This is a genomic window from Streptomyces odontotermitis (assembly GCF_050510915.1).
In the GTDB taxonomy this organism is placed as follows: Bacteria; Actinomycetota; Actinomycetes; order Streptomycetales; family Streptomycetaceae; genus Streptomyces.
Map to the genome: position 1 here is coordinate 83,226 of NZ_JBNJLS010000019.1, position 26,665 is coordinate 109,890.

Here is a 26,665-nt window from a genome sequence, read left to right on the forward strand (position 1 = left end):
CGGATCGGGCGTGGTTCGGGCGTCTTCCCCCAGACGCTACCTGCCGGCCGCGCCACCGTCCCGTGAGGGGCCGTTCCGTGTGCCGGTATCGTTGCTGACGGTCGGCCGCTTCGTAGAGTTCCCCGTATCCGGGGATGCGAAGCCTTTGTACGACCGCACAAAGAAGCAACCCGAGAAAGGGCCCCGCCGTGGCCGAAGCCAGGCCCAAGCCGCCCACGCCGCCGAAGCGCCTTGTCGTGCTGGTCTCCGGATCCGGCACGAACCTGCAGGCACTCCTCGACACGATCGCGGCCGAGGGCGCGGCGGGATACGGGGCCGAGGTCGTCGCCGTCGGCGCCGACCGCGACGGCATCGCCGGTCTGGAGCGCGCCGAGCGCGCCGGGCTCCCCACCTTCGTGTGCCGGGTGAAGGACCATCCGTCGCGCGAGGAGTGGGACCGGGCGCTCGCCGAGGCCACCGAGGCGTACGCGCCGGACCTCGTCGTCTCGGCCGGGTTCATGAAGATCGTGGGGAAGGAGTTCCTCGCGCGGTTCGGCGGGCGGTTCGTGAACACGCACCCCGCCCTGCTGCCCAGTTTTCCGGGGGCACACGGTGTGCGCGACGCGCTCGCGTACGGCGCGAAGGTCACCGGATGCACCGTCCACTTCGTCGACGACGGCGTCGACACCGGCCCGATCATCGCCCAGGGCGTGGTCGAGGTCCGGGACGCGGACGACGAGAGCGCTCTGCACGAGCGGATCAAGGAAGTCGAGCGCACGCTGCTCGTCGAAGTCGTGGGGCGCCTGGCCCGCAACGGCTTCTCGATTGAGGGACGAAAGGTAGTCATCCCGTGACCGCGGAAAACACCGCCGGAAGCAACAAGCGGCCCCTTCGCCGGGCGCTCGTCAGCGTCTACGACAAGACCGGTCTGGAGGAGCTCGCGCGCGGGCTCCACGAGGCGGGCGTCGAGCTGGTGTCGACCGGTTCGACCGCCGCGAAGATCGCCGCCGCCGGGGTGCCGGTCACCAAGGTCGAGGAGCTCACCGGGTTCCCCGAGTGCCTGGACGGCCGGGTCAAGACGCTGCACCCGAAGGTGCACGCCGGCATCCTCGCCGACCTGCGCCTGGAGGATCACCAGAAGCAGCTGGCCGACCTCGGCGTGAAGCCCTTCGACCTGGTGGTCGTGAACCTCTACCCCTTCAAGGAGACCGTCGCCTCGGGGGCCACCCCCGACGAGTGCGTCGAGCAGATCGACATCGGCGGTCCGTCGATGGTGCGCGCCGCCGCCAAGAACCACCCCTCGGTCGCCGTCGTCACCAGCCCCGCGCGGTACGCCGACGTGCTCGCCGCCGCGAAGGAGGGCGGCTTCGACCTGGCCACCCGCAAGCGCCTCGCCGCCGAAGCCTTCCAGCACACCGCCTCGTACGACGTGGCGGTCGCCGCCTGGTTCGCCGACACCGCATCCAATGGCGGCTACGCCGCGGGCGCCGCCGCCGACGACAGCGGCCTGCCCGACTTCCTCGGCGCCACCTACGCGCGCAAGAACGTCCTGCGCTACGGCGAGAACCCGCACCAGGGCGCCGCCCTCTACGTCGACGGGACGGGCGGCCTGGCCGAGGCGGAGCAGCTGCACGGCAAGGAGATGTCGTACAACAACTACACGGACACGGACGCCGCGCGCCGTGCCGCGTACGACCACGACGACCCCTGCGTCGCGATCATCAAGCACGCCAACCCCTGCGGCATCGCGATCGCCGGGAACGTCGCCGAGGCGCACCGCAAGGCGCACGCCTGCGACCCGCTGTCCGCGTTCGGCGGGGTCATCGCCGTGAACCGGCCGGTCTCCAAGGAGATGGCGGAGCAGGTCGCGGAGATCTTCACCGAGGTCATCGTCGCGCCCGAGTACGAGGACGGCGCCCTTGAGGTCCTCACCAAGAAGAAGAACATCCGCGTGCTGCGCGCCCACCGGGCGCCGTCGAACGCCGTCGAGGTCAAGCCGATCGACGGCGGCGCGCTCCTCCAGGTCACCGACCGGCTCCAGGCCGACGGCGACAACCCCGCGAACTGGACGCTCGCCACGGGCGACGCCCTGAACGAGGGCGAGCTCGCCGAGCTGGCCTTCGCCTGGAAGGCGTCGCGGGCCGTGAAGTCCAACGCGATCCTGCTCGCCAAGGACGGCGCCTCCGTCGGCGTCGGCATGGGGCAGGTCAACCGCGTCGACTCCGCGAAGCTCGCCGTCGAGCGCGCGGGCGAGGAGCGGGCGCGCGGCTCCTACGCCGCGTCCGACGCGTTCTTCCCCTTCCCCGACGGCCTGGAGATCCTGACCGCCGCGGGCGTCAAGGCCGTGGTCCAGCCCGGCGGTTCGGTCCGCGACGAGCTGGTGGTCGAGGCCGCGAAGAAGGCGGGCGTGACGATGTACTTCACCGGGACGCGGCACTTCTTCCACTGAGCCCTCCCGGCTCCGCCGAGTCATCCCGCTACGCACGAGCGGGCCGTGCCCTCCCCCGAGGGAGCACGGCCCGCTTCTGTGGGATGGATCAGCAGGGGCGCAGCGAGTAGACCGGGCCCCAGTCGGCGCGGCCCTCTTCGTACGCCGTCGAGGACCAGCGCTCGGAGCCGTCCTGGTTGTAGAAGCGGGCGACGGTGCCGCGCGTCTGGTTGTTGATGAACGGGCCTTCGCCGTACCAGTTGCTCACGGTCCAGGTCTGGCACTTGTAGAAGTCGAAGTTGGTGCCCCGGACCGTCATGCACAGGTGGCCGTAGTCGCAGGCGAGCTTGGCCTTCGCGTTCTTGCCGCTCGGGTCGACGGTGACGTCGAGGCCGTCGTACCGCACCTTCGTGGCGGAGACCTGCTTGCCGCCCGGGTGGCCGGCGAGGACCTTGTCGACGCGCTGCTGGAGCTTGGTGGCCTGGGACTGGGAGAGGCCGGAGGCGAGGGCCTCGGCGCGGAAGTCGCTCTTGGCCGGGGCGGCGGCGCTCGCGGCGACCGCCGTGCCCGCGAACAGGGCGGTGGCCGCCGAGACGGTCACGGCCAGCTTCATGGTCTTCATGGTTCCCCCGTCGTGCTGCTGGTTGGGTGGTGCCGTCCCCGGTCGGTGGGGACGGCATCATCGTCGGGGGACGCCGCGGCGAGCGGTACCTCGCATCTCCTAGGGTCCTCAACTCCCTTGTGGCGTGTACTCCTTGAGGTAGTGCCCGATCTTGTCGGCGTAGTCGCGGAACCGCGCGGGGACGCCGCCCTCCGCGTTCACCACCGTGACGGAGGAGTGGTAGCCGGTGGCGATGAACTCGCCCCTGCTGCCCTTGAGCCGGTCGGGCCCGTACAGCTGGCGGGCGATGTCACAGGTGTAGCGGCCGACCGCCGGGATCGACATCTTCGGCGGGAAGGGCGGCTTCAAATCCTTGATCTTCGCGGGGCGTTCGCTGCTGGGCAGCCAGTACCAGAGCACCCTCGGCGTCCAGCGGGCGATGCCGTACTCGCCCTCGCCCCTGCTGCCCGGCTCGGACAGGTCCGGGTCGAAGTCGCTCTCCACCTTGAGGATGGCGGCGATGACGGCCGGGGTGAGGTCCTTCTCGTCGCAGTCGTGCGCGGAGTCGACGATCAGCTTCCGGTACGCGACGGGGATGCCCTTGTCCGTACGGAGTTCGGCGGCGCCGTAGTGCGCGGGGTCGGCCGGTTTGCCGCCGTCGTCGTCGGTCGCCACGTAGAAGGTGGTGCTGACCGCGATCAGGGCCGCCGCGGCGGCCGCGCTCAGGACCGCCGGGTGGATCCGGCGGGGCCGCAGGCGCGGCAGCTTCGGCGAGGGCTCCGTCCCGGCGGCCGCCTCGACGCGGCGCAGCAGGTCGGCCGAGTCCGCGCCCGAGAGGGCGGCGCGCTCCTCGTGGGTGCGGGCCAGGCAGTCCGTGACGATCTCCCGCCATTCCTCGGGGAGTTCGGGGGACAGGCGCAGCTCGTCCTCGCCGCGGGCGTAGCGGACGGCGGCGTCCCTGCGGGCCGCCGGGGTGCCGCCGGGCAGCGGGAAGGTGCGGGTGAGGACCTGGTGGGCGAGGACGCCGAAGGCCCAGACGTCGGCGGTCGGGCGGATCCGCTGGCCGCGCTCGCCGATCTCCGACCAGAGGAGCTCGGGCGGGGTGTAGTCGGGGGTGGAGAAGGCGGGCGAGTAGGCGTGCGTGCCCTCCATCTCGGCGGCCATGTTGAAGTCGGCGAGGCGGGCCGAACCGTCCGCCATCAGCAGGACGTTGCCCGGCTTCAGGTCGCCGTGCACCCAGCCCGCGTGGTGCAGCTGGTGCAGGCCCTCGCAGATCTGCGCGAGCAGCGCGGGCCCGGCGGGCTCCGGCAGCGCGAGGAGCTGGGCGAGCGAGCCCTCGGCCTCTTCGAGTACGAGGACGGTGGCGCCGTCGAGCGCGGGGGTGTCCGGGTCGTCGACCGTCAGCGTCTCGTACAGCCTGATCAGCCGCGGGCTGCTGAGGCGGCGCAGCAACTCGACCTCGCGCTCGGCGAGTTCGCGCAGATGGCTGAGCTGGCGCGGGGTGCGCAGGCCGGTGGGCAGGAACTTCAGGGCGGCGTTGGCGGGGCTGCCGTCCTCGGCGGGGCCCTCGCGGCGGGCGGCGTAGACGCTGCCGAAGCCGCCGGTGGCCAGGGGTTCGCGGACCGTCCAGGAGCCGACGCGATAGCCCCGTGGCACCTGGACCGCATACGGGGATCCGTCGGTCATCCGCGCACCCCGCCGCGGCTCGCGGGCCGGGCGGACAGCACCACCAGGTCGTCCTCCTGGACCAGGTCGAAGCGGAGCGCGAGGGAGACCAGGGCCTCCTTCTTGCCGTTGAGGCGCGGGCCCGCGTCGGCCTCGTCCGGGCCCGGCTTGAGGCGCAGTTTGACCGCCAGGTAGTCGATGTTCCACTGCACGGCCGCGCGGTTCGCCGACGGCCAGCCGGGGCGCAGCCGCTCCACGACCTGCTCGACGGTGGGCAGCGGGGCGTGCGGGGCGCCGCGCAGGCGGGGCTCGCAGAGTGCGGCGAGGACCGCGAAGTACCGCTTGGTGCGGTCGAGCGAGAACGCGGGCCGCGTCGTCGCCCCCTCCGGCCCCGAGCCGGTGCGCAGCACGTCGTGGCGGGGCGCCCACACCTCGAAGTGCAGCAGGTCGCCCCCGGCGGGCAGCACGATGCGGGAGAACTCGAAGGGCACGGGGGCGTCCACCCGGCCCGGGCCCACCTTGATGTGCTCGCCCGCGCCTTCCGGGTTCTCGACCACGTATGTCTGGTGCGCGCTGAGATTGGTCAGTATCCAGAACGCGCCCTGTGCGGTGATCTCCCCGGCGGTGCGGGAGACCCCTTCGTGGTCGATCGCGAGGTCGTTGGCCGCCGGGGATCTGCCGAAGGTGAGGCGCTCGCCCGGGGCGAGCCGCAGTTGTCCGGGGCCGCTGTTGTGGTCGGGGCCACCGCTGTCGTGGCCCTCCGCTAACGCCTGTGGTGGCACAACGATGATGCTGTACAAGGTCCGTTCCCCCTCAAGCACCGATGAGATCAGCGTAGAGGAACGTAAGCCGGGCCGCGGCCCCCCGAACGGGGGGCGCACGGCCCTCGTGTGTGTGAACTCCGTGAAGAGTCCGCCGAGTTGATGCCCTCGCGTCAGTACTGCGGCTGGTTCCGCTTGAACCACTGGGCGCTGGCGCGCTTGGCGGCGAAGACGATGAGCAGGATCGACACGGCGATGATGAGCAGGCCGATGCCCCACGCGGCGATCATGAAGAGACCGGTGACGATCGCGAACGAGCCGTAGACGATGGAGCAGACCCGCACCCCGTTGCCGCCCTTGGCGTACTGGAGCAGGAGCACCAGGCCGAGGATGGCGAAGACGGCGGCGAGGCCCAGGAAGAAGACGACGACGCCCTTGCCGATGTCGGCGAACTTCTCGACGTCGGCGTCGCCGGAGACCCCGGCGTCGTCCATGGTCTTGTCCCACTCGGACAGCGCGATCCCGTAGAGCACCGCGATGGCCGCGTGGGCGAGGACGATCACGCCGAGCATGATCTGCGCGGCGCGCGTGATGCCCGGCATCACGTTCGACACATAGCCGCCGCCGTAGGGCTGCTGGGTCAGCGGCGGGGCGGCCGGGTAGTTGCCGTAGGCGGGCGGGGCCGGCTGCTGCTGGGGATAGCCGTAGCCGGGGTTGCCCTGGGGCTGCTGGGGCGGCTGCCCGTAGGGGTTGTTCGGGTCGCCGAAACTCATGGCGTCTTCCTCCGTCGAAAGTGCACAGTGCAGGGGACGACGGGGCAAGCGGAGGAAGGTCTGGCCCATGGGTCTGGCCCTGAGAAAGATGCGGTCCGCCCCCCGACAGCTGCCCGCGGCACTGTGTCGCACATGGTTCTTCAGCCATGGCGCATTTGTCCAGCCGCATGCCCTATGCGTTGTGCAAGTGCAACATGCCTGATCAGCGCGGACCCGGTGGCGGATGAGGGTGCGGGGGACTGATTGGAACAAGGGCCGCACCATCCGCGAAGATGTACCCATGACCGCCCAGATTCTCGATGGCAAGGCCACCGCAGCAGCGATCAAGTCCGATCTGACCGCCCGCGTGGCGGCCCTCAAGGAGAAGGGCGTGACGCCGGGCCTCGGCACCGTCCTGGTCGGCGACGACCCCGGCAGCCACAAGTACGTCGCGGGCAAGCACCGCGACTGCGCCCAGGTCGGCATCGCCTCCATCCAGCGCGAACTGCCCGCGACGGCCACGCAGGAAGAGATCGAGGCCGTCGTCCGCGAGCTCAACGAGGACCCGGAGTGCACCGGCTACATCGTCCAGCTGCCGCTCCCCAAGGGCATCGACGAGAACCGGATCCTGGAGCTGATGGACCCGGACAAGGACGCCGACGGACTGCACCCGATGAACCTCGGCCGCCTCGTCCTGAACGAGCCGGCGCCGCTGCCCTGCACGCCGAACGGCGTCCTGACGCTGCTCCGTCAGTACGGCGTCGAGATCAAGGGCGCCGAGGTCGTGGTCGTCGGCCGCGGCGTCACCATCGGGCGCCCGATGCCGCTCCTGCTCACCCGCAAGTCGGAGAACGCGACGGTCACGCAGTGCCACACCGGCACCCGCGACCTGGCCGCGCACCTGAAGCGGGCCGACATCATCGTGGCCGCCGCGGGCGTGCCGCACCTGATCAAGGCCGAGGACGTGAAGCCGGGCGCCGCGATCCTGGACGTCGGTGTCTCGCGCGACGAGAGCGGCAAGATCGTCGGCGATGTGCACCCGGGCGCGTACGAGGTCGCCGGGTGGATCTCCCCGAACCCGGGCGGCGTGGGCCCCATGACCCGCGCCCAGCTCCTCGTCAATGTGGTGGAGGCGGCCGAGCGGGCCGCCGACGCCGCCGCGGGCTGAACCGGAAGGGGCGACCCATGAGCGTAGAAGGCGAGCCGGACGCCAAGGGAGCGGTCAGCGCCCCCAGCCCCGGCGGGCGGCCGAAGAAGTCCTCGCGACGCTTCCCGCGGGTCACGCGCGACACGGCACGGCCCGAGGGCGGCGGCCGCGCGGCCCCCGGGGACGCGCCCGCACCGGCCCGGCAGTGGCCGCTGCTCACCGTGGTCTCGGCCGTCGGCCTCGGCCTGCTCCTGACCGCGCTCGACGTGTTCCGCTTCGGCACCATACTGATCGGCCTCGCGCTGATCGCGGGTGCCGTCATGCGCTGGGTGCTGCCCAGCGTGGGCATGCTCGCGGTCCGTTCGCGCTTCACGGACATGGTCACGTACGCGGTGCTGGGCGTCGCCATCGTGCTGCTCGCGATGATGGCGCAGCCGCACCCGTGGCTGGAGATCCCGTTCCTCGACGACACCCTGCACTACACGATCAGCAGCTGACCGGGCCCGGCCCCGGCCCCGGCCCCGGTCATGAGACGACGGCCCGCTCTCCATCGGAGAGCGGGCCGTCGTCGTTCCCCGGGGACGGGGTCGGTGGGTCACATGGCGCTCACATGTCGCGTGTGACCGGGATCGCGGGGTAACAGGCCCGCGCGGTGCCGGGGTTGGCGCTCAGCACGCCGTAGATCTGGTCGCCGGTCCTCGGGCCGACGATGCCGTCCACGGACAGGTGCTTGGCCTTCTGGAACTTCTTGACCCAGGTGTAGGTCTGCTGCCCGTACTTGCTGTCGACCTCGAGCGGCTCCACGCTGCTCTGTCCGCTGTTGGTCGCCCAGACGTTGACGGCGATCTGCACACAGCGCACGCCGAGTTCGTTGGTGCTGCCGGGGCCGATGTTGGGCGTGGTCTTGCCCATGGTGGTGAGGCCGCCGGTCTTCGAACCCGCCTTCGTGGAGGCGGACTTGGCGTGGGACGCGGCCTTGGCCGGGCCGCCGGTCTCGTTGCCGCCGTCGCTGCCGCTGCCGCACGCGGTCAGGGCGAGCGCGGATACGGCGACCGCGGCGGCCATGGTGGTGAGTCGAGCGGTGAGCCGTGTGGTCGGGTGTGTGGACGTGCGCATGGTGGTTCCCCCCGTTGCTGGTCGGTACCGAGAGGGACGGATGCGCGCCCGGTTCGGTTCTCGCGCGTGTGGTGCGGTGTGGTGCGGAACGCGGGCCCCGCGCCCCGGCTTCCCCCCGGGGCGCGGGCCGGATCTCCCCCGGATGTTCCCCCGTCGGCCCGCGTCCCTCTCCCCCGTCTCCCCCGTGGGCCGATGGTCGGTCGGCGCCAGGGCCTTGCTGGTTCACGAAGCTACGGCGGCCGGGAAACGGAGACGTCCCCTCCAGGGTTGATTGACGGGCAAACTTCTGCCGTATCCCGGCGGTTCCTGCAACTTCCGCGGTACTGCGGGAGTTTGACGTTCCGCCCCCGGCACGGGGGTTACGCTGCGGCGATGTGGACCCGCCCCCTTGCCGTCGACGCGCTCATCGCGGTCGCCCTGACGACGGTGGCCGTGCTGCTCGGGCAGGAGTCCGTCAAGCAGGGCTGGCCCGCGCTGGACGCCAAGGGGTACGCGCTGGTGGCTCTGGTCAATCTGCCGGTCGTGCTCCGGAGCAGGGCGCCGGTCGCGGTGCTGCTCGCCGTGCATCTGGTGTGCGCCGTGTACATCACCGCGGGCTACTGGCCCGTCGTGAACACCTTCGGGCCCATGCTCGCCGTCTACACCGTCGCGTCCCTGCGGCCCCTGCGCATCGCCCTGCCCGGCGCCGGACTGATGTGCGCCGTCTGGATCTACGCCGGTCTGGTCAGCGAGGACTCCGTGATGGCCTCCGTCGTCGGCCAGGCCGTCGGCTTCTCCCTCGTCCTGCTGCGCTTCGGGTACGTCGCGCGCCAGTCGACGGAACTGGCCCGGCAGCTGAAGCGGGAGCAGGACGAGCGGGCCCGCCGCGAGGTCGCCGAGGAGCGCGGCCGCATCGCGCGCGAGCTGCACGACGTGGTCGCCCACCACATGTCGGTGATCTCCGTGCAGGCGGGCCTCGCCACCTTCGTCTTCTCCTCGGACCCGAAGACCGCGCGATCCGCGCTCGGCACCATCGCGGGCACCAGCGGCGAGGCCCTCGAAGAGCTGCGCCGCATGCTGCGGGTGCTGCGCGCGCAGGACGAGGCGAGCGTCGCGGGCGCGGGGGGCGGGGGCGAGCCGGACGCCCCGATGCCGGGGCTCGCGCGCCTGGACGAGATGGTCGAGCGGGTACGGGCCGGAGGCGTGCCGGTGGAGCTGACCGTGGTGGGGGAGGAGCGCCCGCTCGCGCCCGGCGTCGAGCTCTGCGCCTACCGCGTCGTCCAGGAGGCGCTGACCAACGTCATGAAGCACGCGCCCGGCGCCGGCGCGGCCGTCCGGCTGCACTACCGCAGACACCACCTCGAAGTGGCCGTCACCGATGACGGAAAGGGGGTGAATCCGGCCAGAGTGCGGACGGGAAGCGGCCATGGCTTGATTGGGATGCGCGAGCGGGCCAAGCTCTACGGCGGGACGATCAGCATCGGCCCGCGGGACGAGGGGGGCTTCGCTGTGCGACTGACCCTGCCGACCTCCGCCCAGAGCGCATCGCAAGGGGACGACGCGACGGGATGACCGACAGCACGCGGGTGCTGGTCGTCGACGACCAGTTCCTGATCCGTGCCGGGCTCGTGGGACTGCTGCGCGCCGCGCCCGGCATCGAAGTCGTGGGCGAGGCGGGGGACGGCGCGGAAGCCGTCGAACTCGCCGCGAGGACCCGCCCGGACGTGGTCCTCATGGACATCCGCATGCCCGGCATGAACGGCATCGCGGCCACCGAGAAGATCCTCGACGAGGCGGCCGACCCGCCCCCGCGGATCCTGGTGCTCACCACCTTCGACCTCGACGAGTACGTGTACGGGGCGCTGCGCGCCGGGGCGTCCGGGTTCCTGCTCAAGGACTCCGGGCCCGAGCGGCTGCTCGCCGCGGTGGCCGTGGTCGGCGGCGGCGACGCGCTGTTCGCGCCGAGCGTCACGCGCCGCCTGGTGGAGGCGTTCGCCCGCGCGCCGGGCGCCGCGGACACCGGGGGCGGCCAGCCGCCGCCGGACCTCGGGGCGCTGACGCTGCGCGAGGTCGAGGTCCTGAAGCTGATCGCCCGGGGCCTGTCCAACGCGGACATCGCCGAGCGCCTCTACATCAGCGAGGCCACCGTCAAGACCCACCTCAACCGCACGATGACCAAGCTCGACCTGGACAGCAGGGCGCAGGCGGTCGTGGTGGCGTACGAGACGGGACTGGTGACGCCGGGCGGCGAGGGCCGCTGAGGGCCGTCCCGGGCCCCTCGGCCCGGGACCGGTGCCCCGCCGCCGGTGGCCCGTCCCCTCCCCCGAGCGGGACGGACCACCGCCTTTCACCACCAGCGGTCGTCGAGGCGCAGGTACTTCCACGACTTGGGGCCGGGCAGCCCGTCGAGCGCCAGGACCTTGTGCGTGACCCGCTCGTTGACGTCGTTCTGGAACGCCCGCATCGCCCGCTGCGAGTTGCGGCCGAAGACGCCGTCGACGGTGCCCGGCTTGTAGCCCAGGTACTGCAGGATGCACTGGGCCTCGCGGCCCGCCGAGGTGTCGCCCACGGTCGACGGGACGATGCTGCTGCCCTTGTAGTGCCCGGCGTAGTAGCGCTCGTTCACCTTGCGGACGGAGCAGGCGCGGGCAGCCTGCGCCTTGGTGCCGAGGCCCGTGCCGGACTGCGCGGCCGCCGCCCTGGTCTTCGACGGCCGGGCCGTGCCCGCGTCGTCGCTGCCGCCGCCGCAGGCCGTGAGGCCGAGGGCGGTGGTGGCCAGCAGGACCGCGGTCACCGTGGCGTGCCTGAACGTCATCATGATTCCCCCCGTATCACTTGTCGCCGTATCACTTGTCGGTCGCTGTGGTGCCCGCCGGGCGGCACGGGGTGGACCGTGCCGCCCGGCGGGCACCATCGACTCTGCCGGGCGGTGGCGGGCAACAGCCAGGGAAATCGGGGCAGTTGGGCGCGCGTGGGACGTCCCACGCGCTGACCTGCGGGGATGTGAGTCGCCGCGAGGTGGTCGTGGGACGCCGGGAACCGGAGCGATTTCGTCCCGCATCTACCGGAGGTAAGGGGGCATGTCGCCTCGGGGGACCATCGGACGCGTATGGGGTGGAACATGTCGCGTTGGAAGAGCCTGCCGGAGACGTTGGAGGACCGAGAACGCCAACTCGTCGTGCAGTTACGCCGCTTGAAGGACCACAGCGGCCTCAGCCTGGCGGCGCTCGCCGCCAAGACGTCGTACAGCCGCTCCTCCTGGGAGCGCTATCTGAACGGAAAGCTGCCGGTGCCGCGCGAAGCCGTGGAGGAGCTGGCGCGGGTCTGCGGGACGGAGCCGACGCGGCTGCTCGTGCTGCACGAGGTGGCGGAGCGGACGCGGGGCAGGGGCGGGGAGGGCGCGGGCGAGGGCGCTGACCTGTCCGGGGAGCTGTCCGGGCCGGTCCTGGACCTCGGGCCCGAGCCGCCCGGCGCCGGGCCGCGAGCCGCCGGACGCACGCTGCCGCTGCGCGCCGTGCTCGTCGTCACCGCCCTCGCCCTGGGCCTCGGCTTCGCCGCCGGGGCGCTCGCCGCGCCCGCGTGGCAGGACGACGGGAAGGACCCGGGCAGGGGCGTGTACTCGTACGAGAAGGGGCGCACGTACCCCTGTGAGGACCGCCGGGAGGACGGGGGCCGGTACGCGGGCTACAGCCTGAACCGGGACATCCAGCTGGACCGGGGGATGAGCGGCTGGGACGTCGTCGAGGCGCAGTGCCTGCTGAAGCGGGCCGGGTTCGGCTCGGGCGCCGTCGACGGGGCGTACGGGGACTCCACGAAGAAGGCCGCGCTGCGCTTCCAGCGGGCGCGGCACCTGGCGGAGGACGGGATCGTCGGGCACGACACCTGGGGGGAGCTGCGGAAGTGAGCCGGACGGTGACGCACTTGGGCGCCGAGGCGGAGCAACTCGGCACGGGTCTGCGGGAGTTGCGGGAGCGCACCGGGCTCAGCCTGGCCGCGCTCGCCGGGCGGACCGCGTACAGCAAGTCGTCGTGGGAGCGGTATCTCAACGGCAAGAAGCCGGTGCCGCGCCAGGCCGTGGTGGTCCTGTGCACGCTGGCGGGCGAGCCTCCGGGGCGGCTGCTGGCGCTGTGGGAGCTGGCGGACGCGGCGTGGAGCGGGCGTGCGGTGGGCTCGACGGCGCCGGGCGCGGGCCCGGCCGGTACGGAGGCCGGGGGTACGGGGGCCGGGGGTACTGCGGGGGCCGGGGGCGCCGACGAGCCGGTGTCCGAGCTCGTGGGGCCGCCCGAAGTACCGTCCGCCGACGCCCCGGTGGCGTGGTGGCGCCGGCGCCGCGTGACCGTCGTCGTGGGCGCGGCCGTCGCCCTCGCGGTGGCGGGGGCCGTCTCCGTGAGCCTGGCGCTCTCGGGCGGCGGGCACGCGGGGGAGAGCCGGGCCGGCGAGCGGCCGAAGGGCCCCGCGCCCGCGCCGTACGAGCCGCACTGCAAGGGCGCGGCCTGCGAGGGCAAGGACCCCGCGAAGATGGGCTGCGGCTTCGAGGCCCAGGTGGCCACGCTCGCCGTCCGGCGCTTCGACGGCGGGCGCCGGATCGACCTCCGCTACAACGCGACGTGCCAGGCGCTCTGGGCCCGCAGCCTCGGCCTGCGGCACGGCGAGCGGGTCACCGTGTCGGTCCCGGGCGCGAAGGGCAAGGAGGTCCGCGTGGTCAAGGAGGAGAGGGGGCTGCGCTTCCTGGCCACTCCCATGACCACGGTCACCGGCGGGCCCGATGGCGCGAAGACGACGGGCGCGAAGGTGTGCTGGATCCCTTCGGGCGGCGGGCAGCGGGAGTGCTTCACGAAGTGACCCTCCGGACGTGAAAAAGGCGGCGCCCGTCCTCTCCCCCGTGGGAGGACGGGCGCCGCCGGTCTGGTGGTTTTCCCCGGATTCGAGCGGTCTGTGCGCCGTCTTCCGTCGAGATCCAGAGTCATGGACCCGCCAACCGACCTGCAAGGCCCGGAGGTTCGCTGTGGCACGGAAGTGACCATTCCGCAACGGTGTCCTGGGGCGGCAACGAGCCATGAACAGGGGGGTTCCGCACTGGTGTACGCGGCGACGATGGGAGACTGGACCGCGGACCGCAGGAGTGCGAAGGTGCACGCCAGTGGCCCAGAATGCTCCCGTGCGCCCCCACAGCGGGAACTGACACCCTGGCTCCGCGCATCCCTGTGGGTAGTCCAGAACAGGTACATCAGGGGACAGAGCGCACGGAGGGCCGCACAGCCCGGGGGCACGTCAGCACGTACGGGGGGAATAGGGGGAGTAATGCCTCGTTGGAAGGCGCTACCGGATGAGCTCGACCCGCAAGTCAGGGAGTTCGCCAGCCAGCTGCGCCGGCTCGTCGACCGCAGTGGCCTGAGCATCGCCGCGGTGTCGGACCGCACCGGGTACAGCAAGACGTCGTGGGAGCGCTATCTGAACGGGCGGCTGCTCGCGCCGAAGGGCGCGATCGTCGCGCTCGCCGAGGTGACCGGGACGCCGCCGGTGCACCTCATCACCATGTGGGAGCTCGCGGAGCGTGCCTGGAGCCGCTCCGAGATGCGGCACGACATGACGATGCAGGCCATCCGCATCTCCCAGGCGCGGGCCGCGCTCGGGGAGTTGGGGCAGAACCCGCCCAAGGGCGGCAAGGCGGACAGGGCGGAGCGCGGCGGCGGGGGCACCGCCGCGGGGACGGTGCGCAAGGGCGCGGGCGTGACGGGCGTCGCGGGACCGGCCGGGGTGGCTCCGACCGTGCCGCCGCAGGCCGGTGCGCCGGGCGCGGAGTCCGCCGCGCCGGGGGCGCCGGGCGCTCCGTACGGCGGTCGGGGGCCCGCCGCGGCGCCGCCCGGGTCCGGCGCGGGGCAGCAGCACCCGGCGGCGGGCTCGCCGGACGGGCAGCGGCGCCGCAGGAAGCTGACGATGTTCCTCGCGGGGACGGTCGGCGCGCTCGTCGTCATCGCCGCCGCGGTCTTCCTCACGGACTTCGGCAAGGACGACAAGAGCGACGAGGGCAAGCCGTCCGTGACGCCGTCGACCAGCGGCCCCGAGCTGCCCGCGGGCGTGGAGTGCACCGGCAAGTCCTGCACCGGCAAGGACCCCGAGAACATGGGCTGCGGCGGCGAGTTCGCCAAGACCGTCAACCGCGCCACCGTCGGCAAGACGCTCGTCGAGGTCCGCTACAGCAAGACCTGCGGGGCCGCGTGGGCACGCATCACGCAGGCCGCCCCCGGCGACAAGGTCACGGTCGCGGACGGCGCCGGGGCGGGCAAGCAGACCGGGAAGGTGGACACGGACACGGACGCCTACACCCCGATGGTCGCCGTCAAGAGCGGCGCGGAGGCGAAGGCGTGCGCCACGCTCAAGTCCGGCGTGACGGGGTGCACGCTGAACTAGCGCGATCCGTACGGTGGTTGGGCCCCGTCCCTGGTGGGCGGGGCGGCCGCCACCTCGGGAGAGGGAGAGTGGCGGCCGCCTGGGGGTGTGACCACTCCCGTGGGGGTAGGGTGCGCCTGCCCACTGGCGCGCGGGTTATGTGTGGCCCTTTTCTGTGGGCTGGGCCACAGGGGCCCGGCCGCCCCCGCGGACCGGAGCGCGATAGCCTGACCGCTGGATCTCTCTTGACGCCAAGAGATCGATCATCGAGGCGATGACATCGATCAATCGATCATCGGGGCCGATGGCAGGGATCCCGCACTCAGGGGATCCCGCACACATGGGGCCGGGACACCTCACCGCCAGCTGTCTTAACGGAGATCGCCATGACCCGCACTCCCGTGAATGTCACCGTCACCGGCGCGGCCGGCCAGATCGGCTACGCGCTGCTCTTCCGCATCGCGTCCGGCCACCTGCTCGGCGCGGACGTGCCGGTCAATCTGCGGCTTCTTGAGATCACGCCGGCGCTGAAGGCCGCCGAGGGCACCGCCATGGAGCTCGACGACTGCGCCTTCCCGCTGCTGAACTCGATCGAGATCAGCGACGACCCGAACGTCGCCTTCGACGGCACGAACGTCGCCCTCCTCGTCGGCGCCCGCCCCCGCACCAAGGGCATGGAGCGCGGCGACCTCCTGGAGGCCAACGGCGGCATCTTCAAGCCGCAGGGCAAGGCCATCAACGACCACGCCGCGGACGACGTGAAGGTCCTCGTCGTCGGCAACCCGGCCAACACCAACGCCCTCATCGCCCAGGCCGCCGCCCCGGACGTACCGGCCGAGCGCTTCACCGCGATGACCCGCCTCGACCACAACCGCGCGCTCTCGCAGCTCTCGAAGAAGACCGGTGTCCCGGTCTCCGAGATCAAGAAGCTCACGATCTGGGGCAACCACTCCGCGACCCAGTACCCGGACATCTTCCACGCCACGGTCGCCGGCAAGAACGCCGCCGAGACCGTGAACGACGAGAAGTGGCTGGCCGACGAGTTCATCCCGACCGTCGCCAAGCGCGGCGCCGCGATCATCGAGGCCCGTGGCGCCTCCTCGGCGGCCTCCGCCGCGAACGCCGCGATCGACCACGTCCACACCTGGGTCAACGGCACGGCCGACGGCGACTGGACCTCCATGGGCATCCCGTCGGACGGCTCGTACGGCGTCCCGGAGGGCCTCATCTCCTCCTTCCCGGTCACCACGAAGGACGGCAAGTACGAGATCGTCCAGGGCCTGGACGTCAACGAGTTCTCCCGTGCGCGGATCGACGCGAGCGTCAAGGAGCTCGAGGAGGAGCGCGAGGCGGTGCGCGGCCTCGGCCTCATCTAGGAGCCGACTGCTTCCTCGCGTCGCCCCCGGCCGCTCTGCGCGGCGGCCGGGGGCGACGCCTTTTCCGGGCCGGTCTTCTCCGGGCCGGAGCCGAGGGTGACCGTGACGGCGGCCGCCGCCAGGACCACCACGCCCCCGACCACCCGCAGCGCCGCCGTCATCCCGCCCATGAAGTTTGCGTGCCCCGCGAGCACCGTGCCCGTGATCGCGACGCCGAGTGCCGCGCCGACCTCGCGGGCCGAGGTGCCGAGCCCGGAGCCGAGGCCCGCCTGGTGCGGGGGCAGGGACGAGACCACGGTCAGGGTCAGCGGGGGCATGCTCAGGCCGGTGCCCGCCGAGATCAGCAACAGCCAGCAGGCGTACGCCGGGTAGGGCGTCCCCGCGTCCGCGGTGGAGGTGCCGAGCAGGCCGAGGCCGATCAGGAGCAGGCCGCCGCCGATGAGCGTGCGGGGCCGGTGCGACCAGCGCGGGGTGAGCTTCGGGATCAGGGTCATGCCGATCGTGAGCGGCACGATGGCGAGGCCCGCGAGCGCCGCCCCGTACCCCTTCACGTACTGCAGGTACTGGGAGTTGACGAAGAACAGGGCGAAGAGCCCGAAGAAGGACGCCGCCATGCCGAGCGTCGCCGCGCTCAGCCGCCGCGAGCGGAAGACCCGCGGGTCGAAGAGCGGGGTGCGCGAGCGCAGGGCGTGCAGGGTGAACGCGGCGAGCAGGGCCGCGCCGACGGCGAACGCGGTGAGGATGCGGGGCGAGCCCCAGCCGTACTGCGGGCTCTCGATGATGCCGAAGAGCACGGCGGCCAGGCCGCAGGTGAGCAGCGCGGTCCCCGTGGGATCGAGCCGGGTCTGAACAGCCTTGTCGGTGACGGGAGTTGTGCGCCACACCGCGCAGGCGAGCAGCGCGGCGAGCGGCACCATCACCCAGAACAGGGCGCGCCACGGCAGGTACTCGCCGACGAGCCCGCCGCCGATGTTGCCCAGGAGGCCGCCGAGGGCCAGGGACAGGGTCCAGGAGGCGAGGGCGCGCGGCCGGTCCGCGGGCGGGGTGACGCGCAGCAGGACCGACATGGTCGCGGGCATGATCAGGGCGGCGCCCGCGCCGGAGACGCCGCGCCCCGCGATCAGGAGCTCCGGCGAGGCGGCGAGGGCGCTGAGCGTCGCGCCCGCCGCGAAGAGGCCGAGCCCCCCGAGCAGCGCGCCCTTGCGGCCGTAGCGGTCGCCGAGGGCGCCGGCCGGGATGAGCAGGCCCGCGAAGACGATGACGTACGCGTCCACGGTCCACAGGAGTTCGCTCGCCGAGGGGTGCACGGACGACGAACGGAGCTGCGGGACAAGGAGGTTGATGGCGGCGACCATGCTCTGCGCGACGACGACGCAGGCGCAGAGCGCGAGCAGGGTCGACCGCTTCAGGGAGGTCTCGTTCTGGGGTCGGTGCTGATTCCGGGCAGGGGAGGTCAAGGCTCCTCCTCGGGAGCGGGCGTAGTGGTGTGGGATCCGCTCTCACCGTAGGCTCGGGCCTGACATGCTTTCCAGTGCAATGTTTGCAAGGAGTGATTGCGTGTGACGCAATCCGTGGCGGAGTCCGCGGGGGAGACCGGCCCCGGCGGACTCGACCTCAATCTGCTCGTCGCCCTCGACGTCCTCCTCGACGAGCAGAGCGTGCGCGGCGCCGCCCGCCGCCTGCACCTCTCCGAGCCCGCCATGAGCCGCACCCTGGGCCGCATCCGCAGGGCCCTGGGCGACCAGATCCTGGTCCGGGCCGGGCGCCAGATGGTGCCGACCGCGTACGCCCTCGCGGTCCAGGCCGAGGTCAGCGCGGTGGTGGAGCGGGCCCGCGCGCTCTTCGCCGGACAGGGTGAGGTCGATCTGCGGACGGTGTCCCGCACCTTCACCGTGCTTGGCCACGACGTGCTCGCCGCCTCCTTCGGCGCGGCGCTCTTCGCGCGCGCCGAGGAGCAGGCCCCCGGCGTGCGCATCCGCTTCCTCAGCGAGAGCCATGTGGACGTGCCCGTGCTGCGCGAGGGGACGGCCGACCTGGAGATCGGCGCCATCGACACGGCCGCGCCCGAGGTGGTCGTCGAGCATCTCTACGACGACCACATGATCGCCGCTGTACGCCCCGGACACCCGCTCCTGAAGGGGGAGTTGACCCCGGAGCGCTTCGCCGCGGCCGACCACATCAACGTCTCCCGCAAGGGCCGCTTCCAGGGTCCGGTGGACACCGCGCTCGCCGAACTCGGCCTGCGGCGGCGGGTGGTGGGCGTCCTCGGCACGGTGCCCGCCTCGCTCTTCGTCCTCCTCGACACCGATCTGGTGGGCCTGGTCAACACATGGAGCGGCCCGCTGGTCGAGCGGCTCGGCCTGGTCACCTTCGAGATCCCCCTCGACCTGCCCCCGCTCCCGCTCGGCCTGGCCTGGCACCCCCGGCACGACGGAGACCCGGTCCATGCGTGGCTGCGTTCCTGCGTACGAGAGCTGTTGCCCTCCCGCTAGCAAATGTAGTACTTCTTATACATGAGCGAGCAGGTGCACAACAGGCTGGCCGTGGTGCGCGCCGAGCGAAAGGTGTCGCGCCAGGCCCTGGCCGAGGCAGTGGGTGTCCACTACCAGACCATCGGCTACATCGAGCGGGGGCAGTACAACCCCAGCCTCGACCTGGCATTGAAGATCGGGAAGTTCTTCGGGCTGCCGGTGGAGGCGCTGTTCTCCCTGGAGCCGTTCAGGCCGCTCACGGATGAGGTCTACGGGAGGAACGCACAATGACCGAAGGTCAGTTGACGGGGTACGACCGGCGGATGGTCGCCCTGATGAACCGGCGCGAGGGCGCTCCGATGTACGCGACGGCCGCGCGCAGGCGCACCGTCGTGGGCACGCACATCGCGCTGACCGCAGCGGAGATCACCGCCTGGCTGTTCGCCGTGGTCGGCGACGAGCGCTGGGCGGTCTGGACGCTGCTCGGTCTGTCGCTGCCGTGGTGCCTCGCCACCGGCGTCATCAACTCCTCGACGCGCGGCCTGCTCGAACTGCGCGCCCGCGCCCTCGACGAGCGCCAGCGCGCCGAGAAGAACGCGGTCGCCGCGCGCGCCCACCGTGCGATGTTCTGGCTGCTGCTCGGCGCCACCGTGGGGGTCGGTGGCGCCTGGTGCGCGGGGATGGACCTCAAGGGCCTGGTGTTTCCCGTGCTGTTCGCGGTCTTCGTCACGCACTGGCTGATGCCGCTGTGGGTGGCGGGGCTCGCCGCCCAGGACGACCTCGCCGACGAGGACGACGTCTGATCAGGTGCTCTGCAGCTGGTTGTTGAGCTTGGAGACGTCCAGGGTCTCGTCGGCCGAGGGGGTCTTCGACGGGACCGGCTTGTCGAAGTCGGAGAACACGGCGGCCAGCTTCTGCCCGTCGTCCTCGCCCTCGGCCTTGATCATGTACGGCTTGCCCTCGGCGGCCACGTAGTACGTGACGGGCTTGCCGTCCTCCTTGCCGGTGAGCTTGACGACCTTGGTGCCGTCGAGGCTGGACGTGCCGTCCTTCTGCAGGTTCGTGGGCTCGTCCTCGTCGTCGCCCTGGAGGAACTTGTTCAGGTCACAGGCGTCGGCGACGTCCTGGAGCATGGGGTCGGCCGTGGTGCCGTACAGATAGCGGTTCTTCAGCAGTTCCTGGGCGGCCTCGCCGTCCCTGCCGGGCAGCTCGTGCTGCCAGAACGCCGCGTCGGGCTTGATCCAGACCTTCTCGCCCTTCTTGATCAGCTCGATGGCGGCGCCGTCCTCGGTGATCGTTCCGGTGCAGTCGCCCTTGCGGTCCAGGGCGAGGTCCACCGAGGGCATCGCTTCCTTGCCCGCGCGGTCGCCGCCCGCCTTCCCTGCGTCTACCTTGATGCGCAGCGACGTCGCGCCCTCGGTCGCGGTCCGTGATTTCTCGAAGATCTCCTGTGCGCTCAGGTCGGCGGTGCCGCCGTCGTTCCTGCTGGTCGCGGCCGGGGCGAAGCCCGTCAAGGTGAGGGCGAGGGCCGCGGCGGCCGTGGTGCTGGTCACTGCACCCCGGGCTCGCCTATGCAATATTCCGGGCATAGCTACACCTCCGGTGGAAAACCACCCATTAAGCGTACGTACCCCCACCAACTCCCGCATGCGCAGTGATGCGGCGCACTTTCGGCCACCGAACGCGCATGCTTTTCCTGGCCGAGGGCAGGTGCTCCCGGCCCCCATGAGGAAGCTGGGGGCAATGCCCCCATGAGTGACAGGTGGGGCAGATGACAGGAACGGAAGGCAAACGGGACGTGTCCGCACAACAGACCATCCATGTGGACGGAGCGTGGCTGAGCGCCGCCTCCGGGGCCACGCGCGAGATCCTCGACCCCGCGGACGCGAAGACGTTCGCCGTGATCGCCGAGGGATCCACGGAGGACGCGGACGCCGCCATCGCCGCCGCACGCCGCGCCTTCGACGAGGGCCCCTGGCCGCACACGCCGGTCGCCGAGCGGGCCGCCCTGCTGCGCCGGGTCGCCGACCTGCTCGTGCGCGACCGGGAGAAGATCGGGCTCCTGGAGAGCCGCGACGCCGGCAAGACCGTCGAGGAGGGCCGCGTCGACGTCGACTGCGTGGCCGATGCCTTCCGCTACTTCGCCGACCTCGTCATCGGCGAGGGCGCGGGCCGCGTCGTGGACGCGGGCAGCGATGACATCCACAGCGTCGTCGTGCACGAGCCCATCGGCGTCTGCACGATGATCACGCCCTGGAACTACCCGCTGCTCCAGGCCAGCTGGAAGATCGCCCCGGCCCTCGCGGCGGGCAACACCTTCGTCATCAAGCCCAGCGAGATCACGCCACTGACGACGGTCGCCCTCATCGAGCTGCTCGTCGAGGCCGGACTCCCCACCGGCGTCGCGAACATCGTCACCGGCCCCGGCCACACCGTGGGCGCCCGCCTCGCCGACCACCCGGACGTCGACCTGGTCTCCTTCACCGGCGGCCTCGTCTCCGGCACCAAGGTCGCCCAGGCCGCCGCCCTCGGCGTCAAGAAGGTCGCCCTGGAGCTCGGCGGCAAGAACCCCAACGTCGTCTTCGCCGACGCCTGCGCCACCGAAGAGGGCTTCGACACCGCCGTCGACCAGGCGCTCAACGCCGCCTTCATCCACAGCGGGCAGGTCTGCTCCGCCGGTGGCCGCCTCATCATCGAGGAGTCGGTGCGCGAGCGCTTCGTCGCCGAACTCGCCCGCAGGGCAGGCAGGATCCGCCTGGGCCGCGGCACCGAGGACGGCGTGGAGTGCGGCCCCCTCGTCTCGCAGCAGCAGCGCGAGAAGACCGAGATGTACGTGGCGTCCGCCCTGGAGGAGGGCGCGGTCCTGCGCACCGGCGGCAAGCGCCCCGAGCCCACCGAGGCCCGCCCCGCCACCGGCTACTTCTACGAGCCGACGGTGCTCGACCAGTGCCACCGCGGGATGCGCGTCGTCCGCGAGGAGGTCTTCGGCCCGGTCCTGACCGTGGAGACGTTCACCACCGAGGACGAGGCCGTCGCGCTCGCCAACGACACCGAGTACGGCCTCGCCGGCGCCGTCTGGACCACCGACCAGGGCCTCGCCCGCCGCATGGCGCGCCGGATGCGCCACGGCACCATCTGGATCAACGACTTCCACCCCTACCTGCCGCAGGCGGAGTGGGGCGGCTTCGGCAAGAGCGGCGTCGGCCGCGAGCTCGGCCCCGCCGGACTCGCCGAGTACCGCGAGGCCAAGCACATCTACCAGAACCTGGCGCCCGCCCCGGTCCGCTGGTTCGCGGGCTGAGCCCCGCACCCGGCAGGTCCTGAGCACCCGTACGACCGCTCATCACGCGCAGAACTTTGGAGTAACCCCCCATGTCCCAGACCGAGTTCGACTACGTCATCGTCGGTGGCGGCACCGCGGGATCGGTGATCGCTTCCCGGCTCACCGAGAACCCCGGCGTCACCGTCGCCGTCATCGAGGGCGGCCCGTCCGACATCGGGCGCGAGGACGTCCTGACGCTGCGCAAGTGGCTGGGCCTGCTCGGCGGTGAGCTGGACTACGAGTACACGACCACCGAGCAGCCGCGCGGCAACTCGCACATCCTGCACAGCCGCGCGAAGGTCCTCGGCGGGTGCTCCTCGCACAACACGCTGATCTCCTTCAAGCCGCTGCCGTCCGACTGGGACGAGTGGGAGGAGGCCGGGGCCGCGGGCTGGAACGCCAAGGCCATGGACCCGTACTTCGGCAAGCTGCGCAACAACATCGTGCGGGTGGCGAAGAAGGACCAGAACCAGATCGCCACCGACTGGGTCGAGGCGACGAAGACGGCGCTCGGCGTGCCGGAGGTCGTGGGCTTCAACGACAAGCCCTTCGACGAGGGCGTCGGCTTCTTCGACCTCTCGTACCACCCGGAGAACAACAAGCGGTCCTCGGCGTCCGTCGCCTACCTCCACCCCCACATGGAGGCGGGTGACCGCCCGAACCTCCACCTGTTCCTGGAGACCTGGGCGCACAAGCTGGAGCTCGACGGGAAGACGGCGCGCGGCGTGCACGTCCGCACCAAGGAGGGCGAGGAGAAGCTCCTCACCGCCCGCCGCGAGGTGCTCGTCTGCGCCGGCGCCGTCGACACGCCCCGGCTGCTCATGCACTCGGGCATCGGCCCGGCGAAGGACCTTGAGGCGCTCGGCATCCCGGTCGTGCACGACCTGCCGGGCGTCGGCGAGAACCTCATCGACCACCCCGAGTCGGTCATCGTCTGGGAGACCAACGGGCCCATCCCCGGCAACTCCGCGATGGACTCCGACGCGGGCCTCTTCGTGAAGCGGGACCCGGCCCACAAGGGCCCGGACCTGATGTTCCACTTCTACCAAATCCCGTTCACGGACAACCCGGAGCGCCTCGGCTACGAGCGCCCCGAGCACGGCGTCTCCATGACGCCGAACATCCCCAAGTCCCGCGCCCGCGGCCGTCTCTACCTGACGTCGGCGGACCCGGAGGTCAAGCCCGCCCTCGACTTCAAGTACTTCGAGGACGAGGGCGACTACGACGGGCAGACGCTCGTCGACGGCATCAAGCTGGCCCGCAAGGTCGCCCAGGCCGAGCCGTTCGCCAAGTGGCTCAAGCGCGAGGTCTTCCCCGGCCCGGACGTCACCGAGGACGAGGAGATCAGCGAGCTCGTGCGCAAGGCCGCGCACACCGTCTACCACCCGGCGGGAACCTGCCGAATGGGTGCTTCCACTGATGAACTCGCGGTCGTGGACCCGGAATTGAAGATCCGGGGCCTGGCCGGAATCCGTATCGCGGACGCATCCGTCTTCCCGACGATGCCCGCCGTGAACCCGATGATCGGAGTGCTCATGGTCGGGGAAAAGTGTGCCGAGATGCTGGGAGGTGATGGCCGATGAGCGAGGCCGCCACGATGACCGAGAAGTCCACCACCGAGACCGGGCAGCCCGTATTCGCCGTCCAGAACCTCTGGAAGGTCTTCGGCCCCAAGGCCGAACAGATCCCGGGCAACGCCGAGCTGACCGGCCTCGACCCCGCCGAGCTGCGCGAGCGCACCGGCTGCACCGCCGCCGTGCGCGACGTGTCCTTCGAGGTGAAGAAGGGCGAGGTCTTCGTCGTCATGGGCCTGTCGGGCTCCGGCAAGTCCACGCTCGTGCGCTGTCTGACCCGGCTCATCGAGCCCACCTCGGGCGCCGTCGCCATCGACGGCGAGGACGTCCTCGCGATGGACAAGTCCCGGCTGCGCGAGCTGCGCCGGCACCGCGCCGCCATGGTCTTCCAGCACTTCGGCCTGCTGCCGCACCGCTCGGTCCTCGACAATGTCGCCTACGGCCTGGAGATCCAGGGCGTCGGCAAGGCCGAGCGCCGCGCCAAGGCCCTCGAAGTCGTCGCCAAGGTCGGCCTCGAAGGTCTTGAGCAGCGCAAGCCCGGCCAGCTCTCCGGCGGCCAGCAGCAGCGCGTGGGCCTCGCCCGCGCCCTCGCCGTCGACCCCGAAGTCCTGCTCTTCGACGAGCCGTTCAGCGCCCTCGACCCGCTGATCCGCCGCGACATGCAGGAAGAGGTCGTCCGGCTGCACCGCGAAGAGGGCCGCACCATGGTCTTCATCACCCACGACCTCAGCGAGGCGCTGAAGCTCGGCGACCGCATCGCGCTGATGCGCGACGGCAAGGTCGTGCAGCTCGGCACCCCCGAGGAGATCGTCGGCTCGCCCGCCGACGACTACGTCCGCGACTTCGTCCGGGACGTCCCGCGCGAGCAGGTCCTCACCGTGCGCACCGCCATGCGCACCGCCGACAGCGACGAGGCGGACCGCGGCCCGGCCCTCGGGCCCGACGCCACCGTCGCCGAGGCCATCGAGGCGGTGGCCCGCTCCGGCTTCCCCGTCCGCGTCATGGACGGCGGACGCTGCCTGGGCGTCGTCGACCACGAGGGTCTGCTCGGCGTGGTCGCCGGGGTGGCCTCGGAGGCCGTCAAGCCCCGGCAGGGGACAGCCGACGCCGGTGAGGTGACCGCCTGATGGCCACCGCCACCGCCTCAAGTCCGCTGCGAGATACCGGTATCGGCGCCCTGCTGCGACACCGCGCCGTCGGCAAGCTCCTGCTGCTCGCCGTCGCCGCGGCCGTGCTCGTGCCGATCGCCAACGCCAAGTGGGCCTCCGGTGCCTGGCCCGACGCCCTCACCGTCGACCTGACCGGGCCGCTCAACAACGTCTACACGTGGATCGTCGACCACCGTGACAGCCACCCGCTGTTCATCTACTTCTTCGGCCACATCTCCAACGGCATCGTGGCGGCCGTGCGCGCCGTCTACCTGGTGCTCCTCGCGGGCGGCTGGGCCGGTGTCGTCGCCGGTGCCGCGCTGATCGCCTGGCGGGTCGCCGGGGTGCGGCTCGCGGTGCTCACGGCCGCCTCGTTCGGCGTGTGCGGGCTGCTCGGCATGTGGGTGCCGACGATGCAGACCCTCGCCCTGATGGTCGTCGCCGTGCTCGCCTCCGTCGTCCTCGGCATGCTGCTCGGGCTCGCGGCCGGGCTGAGCGACCGGATCTTCCGCGTGCTGCGGCCGGTCCTCGACACCATGCAGGTCCTGCCCGCCTTCTCGTATCTGCTGCCCGTCGCGCTGGTCTTCGGCATCGGAGTCCCCGCCGCGCTCATCGCGACCGTCATCTACGCGGCTCCGCCGATGGCCCGGCTCACCGCGCTCGGCCTGCGCGGCGCCGACAGCGGCGTGATGGAGGCCGTGACCTCGCTCGGCACCACGGCCCGGCAGCGCCTGTTCTCGGCGCGCCTGCCGCTGGCCCGCAAGGAGCTGCTGCTCGGCCTCAACCAGACGATCATGATGGCGCTCTCCATGGCCGTCATCGCGTCGGTGATCGGCGGCGCCGGTCTCGGTGACCGCGTCTACCAGGCGCTCGGCTCCGTGGACGTCGGCGCGGCCCTCGCCGGCGGTCTCCCGATCGTGCTGCTCGCCATCGTCCTCGACCGCGTCACCTGTGCGGCGGGGGAGAAGCTGGGCGCCCAGGCCGAGGACACCTCGGCGCTGCGCGGCTGGCGCGGCTGGTCCGTGGCCGCCGCCCTGACCGTCGTCGTCGCCCTCGCCGTCCGCTTCGCCGACCGCCTCGACTGGCCGGCCGGCTGGACGGTGAACATCGCCGAGCCGGTCAACACCGCCAAGGACTGGATGGTCGACCACCTCTACACCGGCATCCCCGTCGTCGGCGGCACCGCCGACTGGGCCGCGCACTTCACCACCGGCGTCCTCAACCCGATCCGCGACGGACTGCAGTGGATGCCCTGGTGGTCCCTGCTGCTCATCGTCGCGACGCTCGCCTGGCTGATCGGCACCTGGAAGACCGCGCTCACCGCCGTCCTCGCGATGGCCGGGATCGGCGTCCTCGGCGTGTGGGACAAGTCCCTCGACACGCTGTCGCAGGTCATCGCCGCCGTCGCCGTCACCGTGCTCATCGGCTTCGCCATCGGCATCGCGGCGGCCCGCAGCTCGCGCCTGGAGCGGCTGCTCCGCCCGGTCCTCGACGTCCTGCAGACGATGCCGCAGTTCGTCTACCTGATCCCGGTCGTGGGCCTCTTCGCCATCGGCCGCGCCCCCGCGTGCGCCGCGGCCATCGCCTACGCGGTGCCCGCCGTCATCCGCATCACCACGCAGGGCCTGCGCGAGGTCAGCCCGGCGGCGATGGAGTCCTCGAAGTCCCTCGGCGCCACCAGCTGGCAGCAACTGCGCCAGGTCCAGCTCCCGCTGGCCCGGCCGACGCTGCTGCTCGCCGTCAACCAGGCGGTCGTCCTCGTCCTCGCCGTCGTCGTCATCGGCGGCATGGTCGGCGGTGGCTCGCTCGGCTACGACGTCCTGTACGGCATCGCGCAGAACGACCTCGGCGTCGGTCTGGTGGGCGGCATCGCCGTCGTCTGCCTCGGCCTGATGCTGGACCGGGTGACGCAGCCCACGGAACGCCGGGACCGCGGCGCGAAGAAGGGAGCCTGAC

25 protein-coding genes are annotated in these 26,665 nt (G+C 71.8%); 17 read left to right on the forward strand and 8 right to left on the reverse strand.

Annotation, left to right across the window (positions count from 1 at the left end):
• Positions 1–134 precede the first annotated feature (134 nt).
• Both purN and purH read left to right on the forward strand, forming a co-directional pair.
• The gene (purN, locus tag ACQB60_RS35675; RefSeq protein ID WP_496930266.1) at positions 135–833 is read left to right on the forward strand and encodes a phosphoribosylglycinamide formyltransferase; all 699 of its coding nucleotides are present in this window, start codon (positions 135–137) and stop codon (positions 831–833) included.
• Positions 830–2,428, forward strand: coding sequence for a bifunctional phosphoribosylaminoimidazolecarboxamide formyltransferase/IMP cyclohydrolase (gene purH, locus ACQB60_RS35680; protein ID WP_496930267.1), 1,599 nt, complete (start codon positions 830–832; stop codon positions 2,426–2,428). Before purN ends, purH begins: the two co-directional genes overlap by 4 nt.
• Positions 2,429–2,516: 88 nt before the next feature.
• On the opposite strand, the gene ACQB60_RS35685 is transcribed toward purH, so the two are convergent.
• The 4 genes from ACQB60_RS35685 to ACQB60_RS35700 all read right to left on the reverse strand — a co-directional run bounded on the left by ACQB60_RS35685 (position 2,517) and on the right by ACQB60_RS35700 (position 6,207).
• Positions 2,517–3,029, reverse strand: coding sequence for a hypothetical protein (locus ACQB60_RS35685; protein WP_496930268.1), 513 nt, complete (start codon positions 3,027–3,029; stop codon positions 2,517–2,519).
• 108 nt (positions 3,030–3,137) lie between these two features.
• Complete coding sequence (locus tag ACQB60_RS35690; RefSeq protein ID WP_496930269.1) at positions 3,138–4,694, reverse strand: serine/threonine protein kinase; 1,557 nt, start codon at positions 4,692–4,694, stop codon at positions 3,138–3,140.
• On the reverse strand, positions 4,691–5,473 hold the full coding sequence (locus ACQB60_RS35695) for an FHA domain-containing protein (protein ID WP_496930270.1): 783 nt from the start codon (positions 5,471–5,473) through the stop codon (positions 4,691–4,693). The genes ACQB60_RS35690 and ACQB60_RS35695 overlap by 4 nt, the downstream gene beginning before the upstream one ends.
• Before the next feature lie 134 nt (positions 5,474–5,607).
• Positions 5,608–6,207 (reverse strand): hypothetical protein, encoded by a 600-nt coding sequence (locus ACQB60_RS35700; RefSeq protein ID WP_496930271.1) that lies wholly within the window; start codon positions 6,205–6,207, stop codon positions 5,608–5,610.
• Between the two features lie 280 nt (positions 6,208–6,487).
• Here ACQB60_RS35700 and ACQB60_RS35705 point away from each other — a divergent pair, with 280 nt between their 5' ends.
• Positions 6,488–7,354 (forward strand): bifunctional methylenetetrahydrofolate dehydrogenase/methenyltetrahydrofolate cyclohydrolase, encoded by an 867-nt coding sequence (locus tag ACQB60_RS35705; protein ID WP_384850769.1) that lies wholly within the window; start codon positions 6,488–6,490, stop codon positions 7,352–7,354.
• Between the two features lie 17 nt (positions 7,355–7,371).
• A complete protein-coding gene (locus ACQB60_RS35710; protein ID WP_384850772.1) occupies positions 7,372–7,830 on the forward strand; it encodes a DUF3017 domain-containing protein in 459 nt (152 codons plus the stop codon).
• 109 nt (positions 7,831–7,939) lie between these two features.
• On the opposite strand, the gene ACQB60_RS35715 is transcribed toward ACQB60_RS35710, so the two are convergent.
• The gene (locus tag ACQB60_RS35715) at positions 7,940–8,449 is read right to left on the reverse strand and encodes a peptidoglycan-binding domain-containing protein (RefSeq protein WP_496930272.1); all 510 of its coding nucleotides are present in this window, start codon (positions 8,447–8,449) and stop codon (positions 7,940–7,942) included.
• A 372-nt stretch (positions 8,450–8,821) separates the two neighbouring features.
• Here ACQB60_RS35715 and ACQB60_RS35720 point away from each other — a divergent pair, with 372 nt between their 5' ends.
• The gene (locus ACQB60_RS35720; RefSeq protein ID WP_496930273.1) at positions 8,822–10,000 is read left to right on the forward strand and encodes a sensor histidine kinase; all 1,179 of its coding nucleotides are present in this window, start codon (positions 8,822–8,824) and stop codon (positions 9,998–10,000) included.
• Entirely contained in the window at positions 9,997–10,689 is a 693-nt protein-coding gene (locus ACQB60_RS35725; protein WP_496930274.1) for a response regulator, read from the forward strand. Before ACQB60_RS35720 ends, ACQB60_RS35725 begins: the two co-directional genes overlap by 4 nt.
• A gap of 86 nt (positions 10,690–10,775) precedes the next feature.
• On the opposite strand, the gene ACQB60_RS35730 is transcribed toward ACQB60_RS35725, so the two are convergent.
• Complete coding sequence (locus ACQB60_RS35730) at positions 10,776–11,246, reverse strand: peptidoglycan-binding domain-containing protein (RefSeq protein WP_496930275.1); 471 nt, start codon at positions 11,244–11,246, stop codon at positions 10,776–10,778.
• 303 nt (positions 11,247–11,549) lie between these two features.
• On the opposite strand from ACQB60_RS35730, the gene ACQB60_RS35735 reads away from it, so the two are divergent.
• The 4 genes from ACQB60_RS35735 (at position 11,550) to ACQB60_RS35750 (ending at position 16,194) form a co-directional block, all read left to right on the forward strand.
• Complete coding sequence (locus ACQB60_RS35735) at positions 11,550–12,332, forward strand: helix-turn-helix domain-containing protein (protein ID WP_496930276.1); 783 nt, start codon at positions 11,550–11,552, stop codon at positions 12,330–12,332.
• On the forward strand, positions 12,329–13,270 hold the full coding sequence (locus ACQB60_RS35740; RefSeq protein WP_496930277.1) for a helix-turn-helix domain-containing protein: 942 nt from the start codon (positions 12,329–12,331) through the stop codon (positions 13,268–13,270). The genes ACQB60_RS35735 and ACQB60_RS35740 overlap by 4 nt, the downstream gene beginning before the upstream one ends.
• 459 nt (positions 13,271–13,729) lie before the next feature.
• Positions 13,730–14,839 (forward strand): XRE family transcriptional regulator, encoded by a 1,110-nt coding sequence (locus ACQB60_RS35745; protein WP_496930278.1) that lies wholly within the window; start codon positions 13,730–13,732, stop codon positions 14,837–14,839.
• A 365-nt stretch (positions 14,840–15,204) separates the two neighbouring features.
• Complete coding sequence (locus tag ACQB60_RS35750; protein WP_496930279.1) at positions 15,205–16,194, forward strand: malate dehydrogenase; 990 nt, start codon at positions 15,205–15,207, stop codon at positions 16,192–16,194.
• Here ACQB60_RS35750 and ACQB60_RS35755 read toward each other — a convergent pair.
• A complete protein-coding gene (locus ACQB60_RS35755) occupies positions 16,191–17,651 on the reverse strand; it encodes an MFS transporter (protein WP_496930280.1) in 1,461 nt (486 codons plus the stop codon). The genes ACQB60_RS35750 and ACQB60_RS35755 overlap by 4 nt on opposite strands.
• A gap of 96 nt (positions 17,652–17,747) precedes the next feature.
• Here ACQB60_RS35755 and ACQB60_RS35760 point away from each other — a divergent pair, with 96 nt between their 5' ends.
• Genes ACQB60_RS35760 through ACQB60_RS35770 form a run of 3 tightly spaced genes read left to right on the forward strand, consistent with a single transcriptional unit; the run spans position 17,748 to position 19,468 of the window.
• The gene (locus ACQB60_RS35760) at positions 17,748–18,686 is read left to right on the forward strand and encodes a LysR family transcriptional regulator (protein ID WP_496930281.1); all 939 of its coding nucleotides are present in this window, start codon (positions 17,748–17,750) and stop codon (positions 18,684–18,686) included.
• 21 nt (positions 18,687–18,707) lie between these two features.
• Positions 18,708–18,956: a helix-turn-helix transcriptional regulator gene (locus tag ACQB60_RS35765; protein WP_496930282.1), complete on the forward strand. Its 249-nt coding sequence runs from the start codon at positions 18,708–18,710 to the stop codon at positions 18,954–18,956.
• The gene (locus ACQB60_RS35770) at positions 18,953–19,468 is read left to right on the forward strand and encodes a hypothetical protein (RefSeq protein WP_496930283.1); all 516 of its coding nucleotides are present in this window, start codon (positions 18,953–18,955) and stop codon (positions 19,466–19,468) included. The genes ACQB60_RS35765 and ACQB60_RS35770 overlap by 4 nt, the downstream gene beginning before the upstream one ends.
• Here ACQB60_RS35770 and ACQB60_RS35775 read toward each other — a convergent pair whose 3' ends face one another.
• A complete protein-coding gene (locus tag ACQB60_RS35775) occupies positions 19,469–20,218 on the reverse strand; it encodes a hypothetical protein (RefSeq protein WP_496930284.1) in 750 nt (249 codons plus the stop codon).
• Between the two features lie 218 nt (positions 20,219–20,436).
• Between ACQB60_RS35775 and ACQB60_RS35780 the strand changes: the two genes are divergently transcribed.
• From ACQB60_RS35780 to ACQB60_RS35795, 4 genes are all read left to right on the forward strand, one after another.
• Complete coding sequence (locus ACQB60_RS35780; RefSeq protein WP_496930285.1) at positions 20,437–21,966, forward strand: aldehyde dehydrogenase family protein; 1,530 nt, start codon at positions 20,437–20,439, stop codon at positions 21,964–21,966.
• Positions 21,967–22,037: 71 nt separating this feature from the next.
• On the forward strand, positions 22,038–23,570 hold the full coding sequence (locus tag ACQB60_RS35785) for a GMC family oxidoreductase (RefSeq protein WP_496930286.1): 1,533 nt from the start codon (positions 22,038–22,040) through the stop codon (positions 23,568–23,570).
• On the forward strand, positions 23,567–24,688 hold the full coding sequence (locus tag ACQB60_RS35790) for a quaternary amine ABC transporter ATP-binding protein (RefSeq protein ID WP_496930287.1): 1,122 nt from the start codon (positions 23,567–23,569) through the stop codon (positions 24,686–24,688). The genes ACQB60_RS35785 and ACQB60_RS35790 overlap by 4 nt, the downstream gene beginning before the upstream one ends.
• Complete coding sequence (locus ACQB60_RS35795) at positions 24,688–26,664, forward strand: ABC transporter permease (protein ID WP_496930288.1); 1,977 nt, start codon at positions 24,688–24,690, stop codon at positions 26,662–26,664. The genes ACQB60_RS35790 and ACQB60_RS35795 overlap by 1 nt, the downstream gene beginning before the upstream one ends.
• Position 26,665 lies beyond the last annotated feature (1 nt).

Excerpts from the sequence above, each read along its gene's own strand:
- ACQB60_RS35735 (WP_496930276.1), top strand. The coding sequence starts at position 11,550 with ATGTCGCGTTGGAAGAGCCTGCCGGAGACGTTGGAGGACCGAGAACGC.
- ACQB60_RS35690 (WP_496930269.1), bottom strand. The coding sequence starts at position 4,694 with ATGACCGACGGATCCCCGTATGCGGTCCAGGTGCCACGGGGCTATCGC.
- ACQB60_RS35780 (WP_496930285.1), top strand. The coding sequence starts at position 20,437 with ATGACAGGAACGGAAGGCAAACGGGACGTGTCCGCACAACAGACCATC.
- ACQB60_RS35795 (WP_496930288.1), top strand. The coding sequence starts at position 24,688 with ATGGCCACCGCCACCGCCTCAAGTCCGCTGCGAGATACCGGTATCGGC.
- ACQB60_RS35725 (WP_496930274.1), top strand. The coding sequence starts at position 9,997 with ATGACCGACAGCACGCGGGTGCTGGTCGTCGACGACCAGTTCCTGATC.
- ACQB60_RS35765 (WP_496930282.1), top strand. The coding sequence starts at position 18,708 with ATGAGCGAGCAGGTGCACAACAGGCTGGCCGTGGTGCGCGCCGAGCGA.
- ACQB60_RS35700 (WP_496930271.1), bottom strand. The coding sequence starts at position 6,207 with ATGAGTTTCGGCGACCCGAACAACCCCTACGGGCAGCCGCCCCAGCAG.
- purN (WP_496930266.1), top strand. The coding sequence starts at position 135 with ATGCGAAGCCTTTGTACGACCGCACAAAGAAGCAACCCGAGAAAGGGC.
- ACQB60_RS35715 (WP_496930272.1), bottom strand. The coding sequence starts at position 8,449 with ATGCGCACGTCCACACACCCGACCACACGGCTCACCGCTCGACTCACC.
- ACQB60_RS35705 (WP_384850769.1), top strand. The coding sequence starts at position 6,488 with ATGACCGCCCAGATTCTCGATGGCAAGGCCACCGCAGCAGCGATCAAG.
- ACQB60_RS35785 (WP_496930286.1), top strand. The coding sequence starts at position 22,038 with ATGTCCCAGACCGAGTTCGACTACGTCATCGTCGGTGGCGGCACCGCG.
- ACQB60_RS35750 (WP_496930279.1), top strand. The coding sequence starts at position 15,205 with ATGACCCGCACTCCCGTGAATGTCACCGTCACCGGCGCGGCCGGCCAG.
- ACQB60_RS35730 (WP_496930275.1), bottom strand. The coding sequence starts at position 11,246 with ATGATGACGTTCAGGCACGCCACGGTGACCGCGGTCCTGCTGGCCACC.
- ACQB60_RS35770 (WP_496930283.1), top strand. The coding sequence starts at position 18,953 with ATGACCGAAGGTCAGTTGACGGGGTACGACCGGCGGATGGTCGCCCTG.
- ACQB60_RS35685 (WP_496930268.1), bottom strand. The coding sequence starts at position 3,029 with ATGAAGACCATGAAGCTGGCCGTGACCGTCTCGGCGGCCACCGCCCTG.
- ACQB60_RS35745 (WP_496930278.1), top strand. The coding sequence starts at position 13,730 with ATGCCTCGTTGGAAGGCGCTACCGGATGAGCTCGACCCGCAAGTCAGG.
- ACQB60_RS35790 (WP_496930287.1), top strand. The coding sequence starts at position 23,567 with ATGAGCGAGGCCGCCACGATGACCGAGAAGTCCACCACCGAGACCGGG.
- ACQB60_RS35720 (WP_496930273.1), top strand. The coding sequence starts at position 8,822 with ATGTGGACCCGCCCCCTTGCCGTCGACGCGCTCATCGCGGTCGCCCTG.
- ACQB60_RS35710 (WP_384850772.1), top strand. The coding sequence starts at position 7,372 with ATGAGCGTAGAAGGCGAGCCGGACGCCAAGGGAGCGGTCAGCGCCCCC.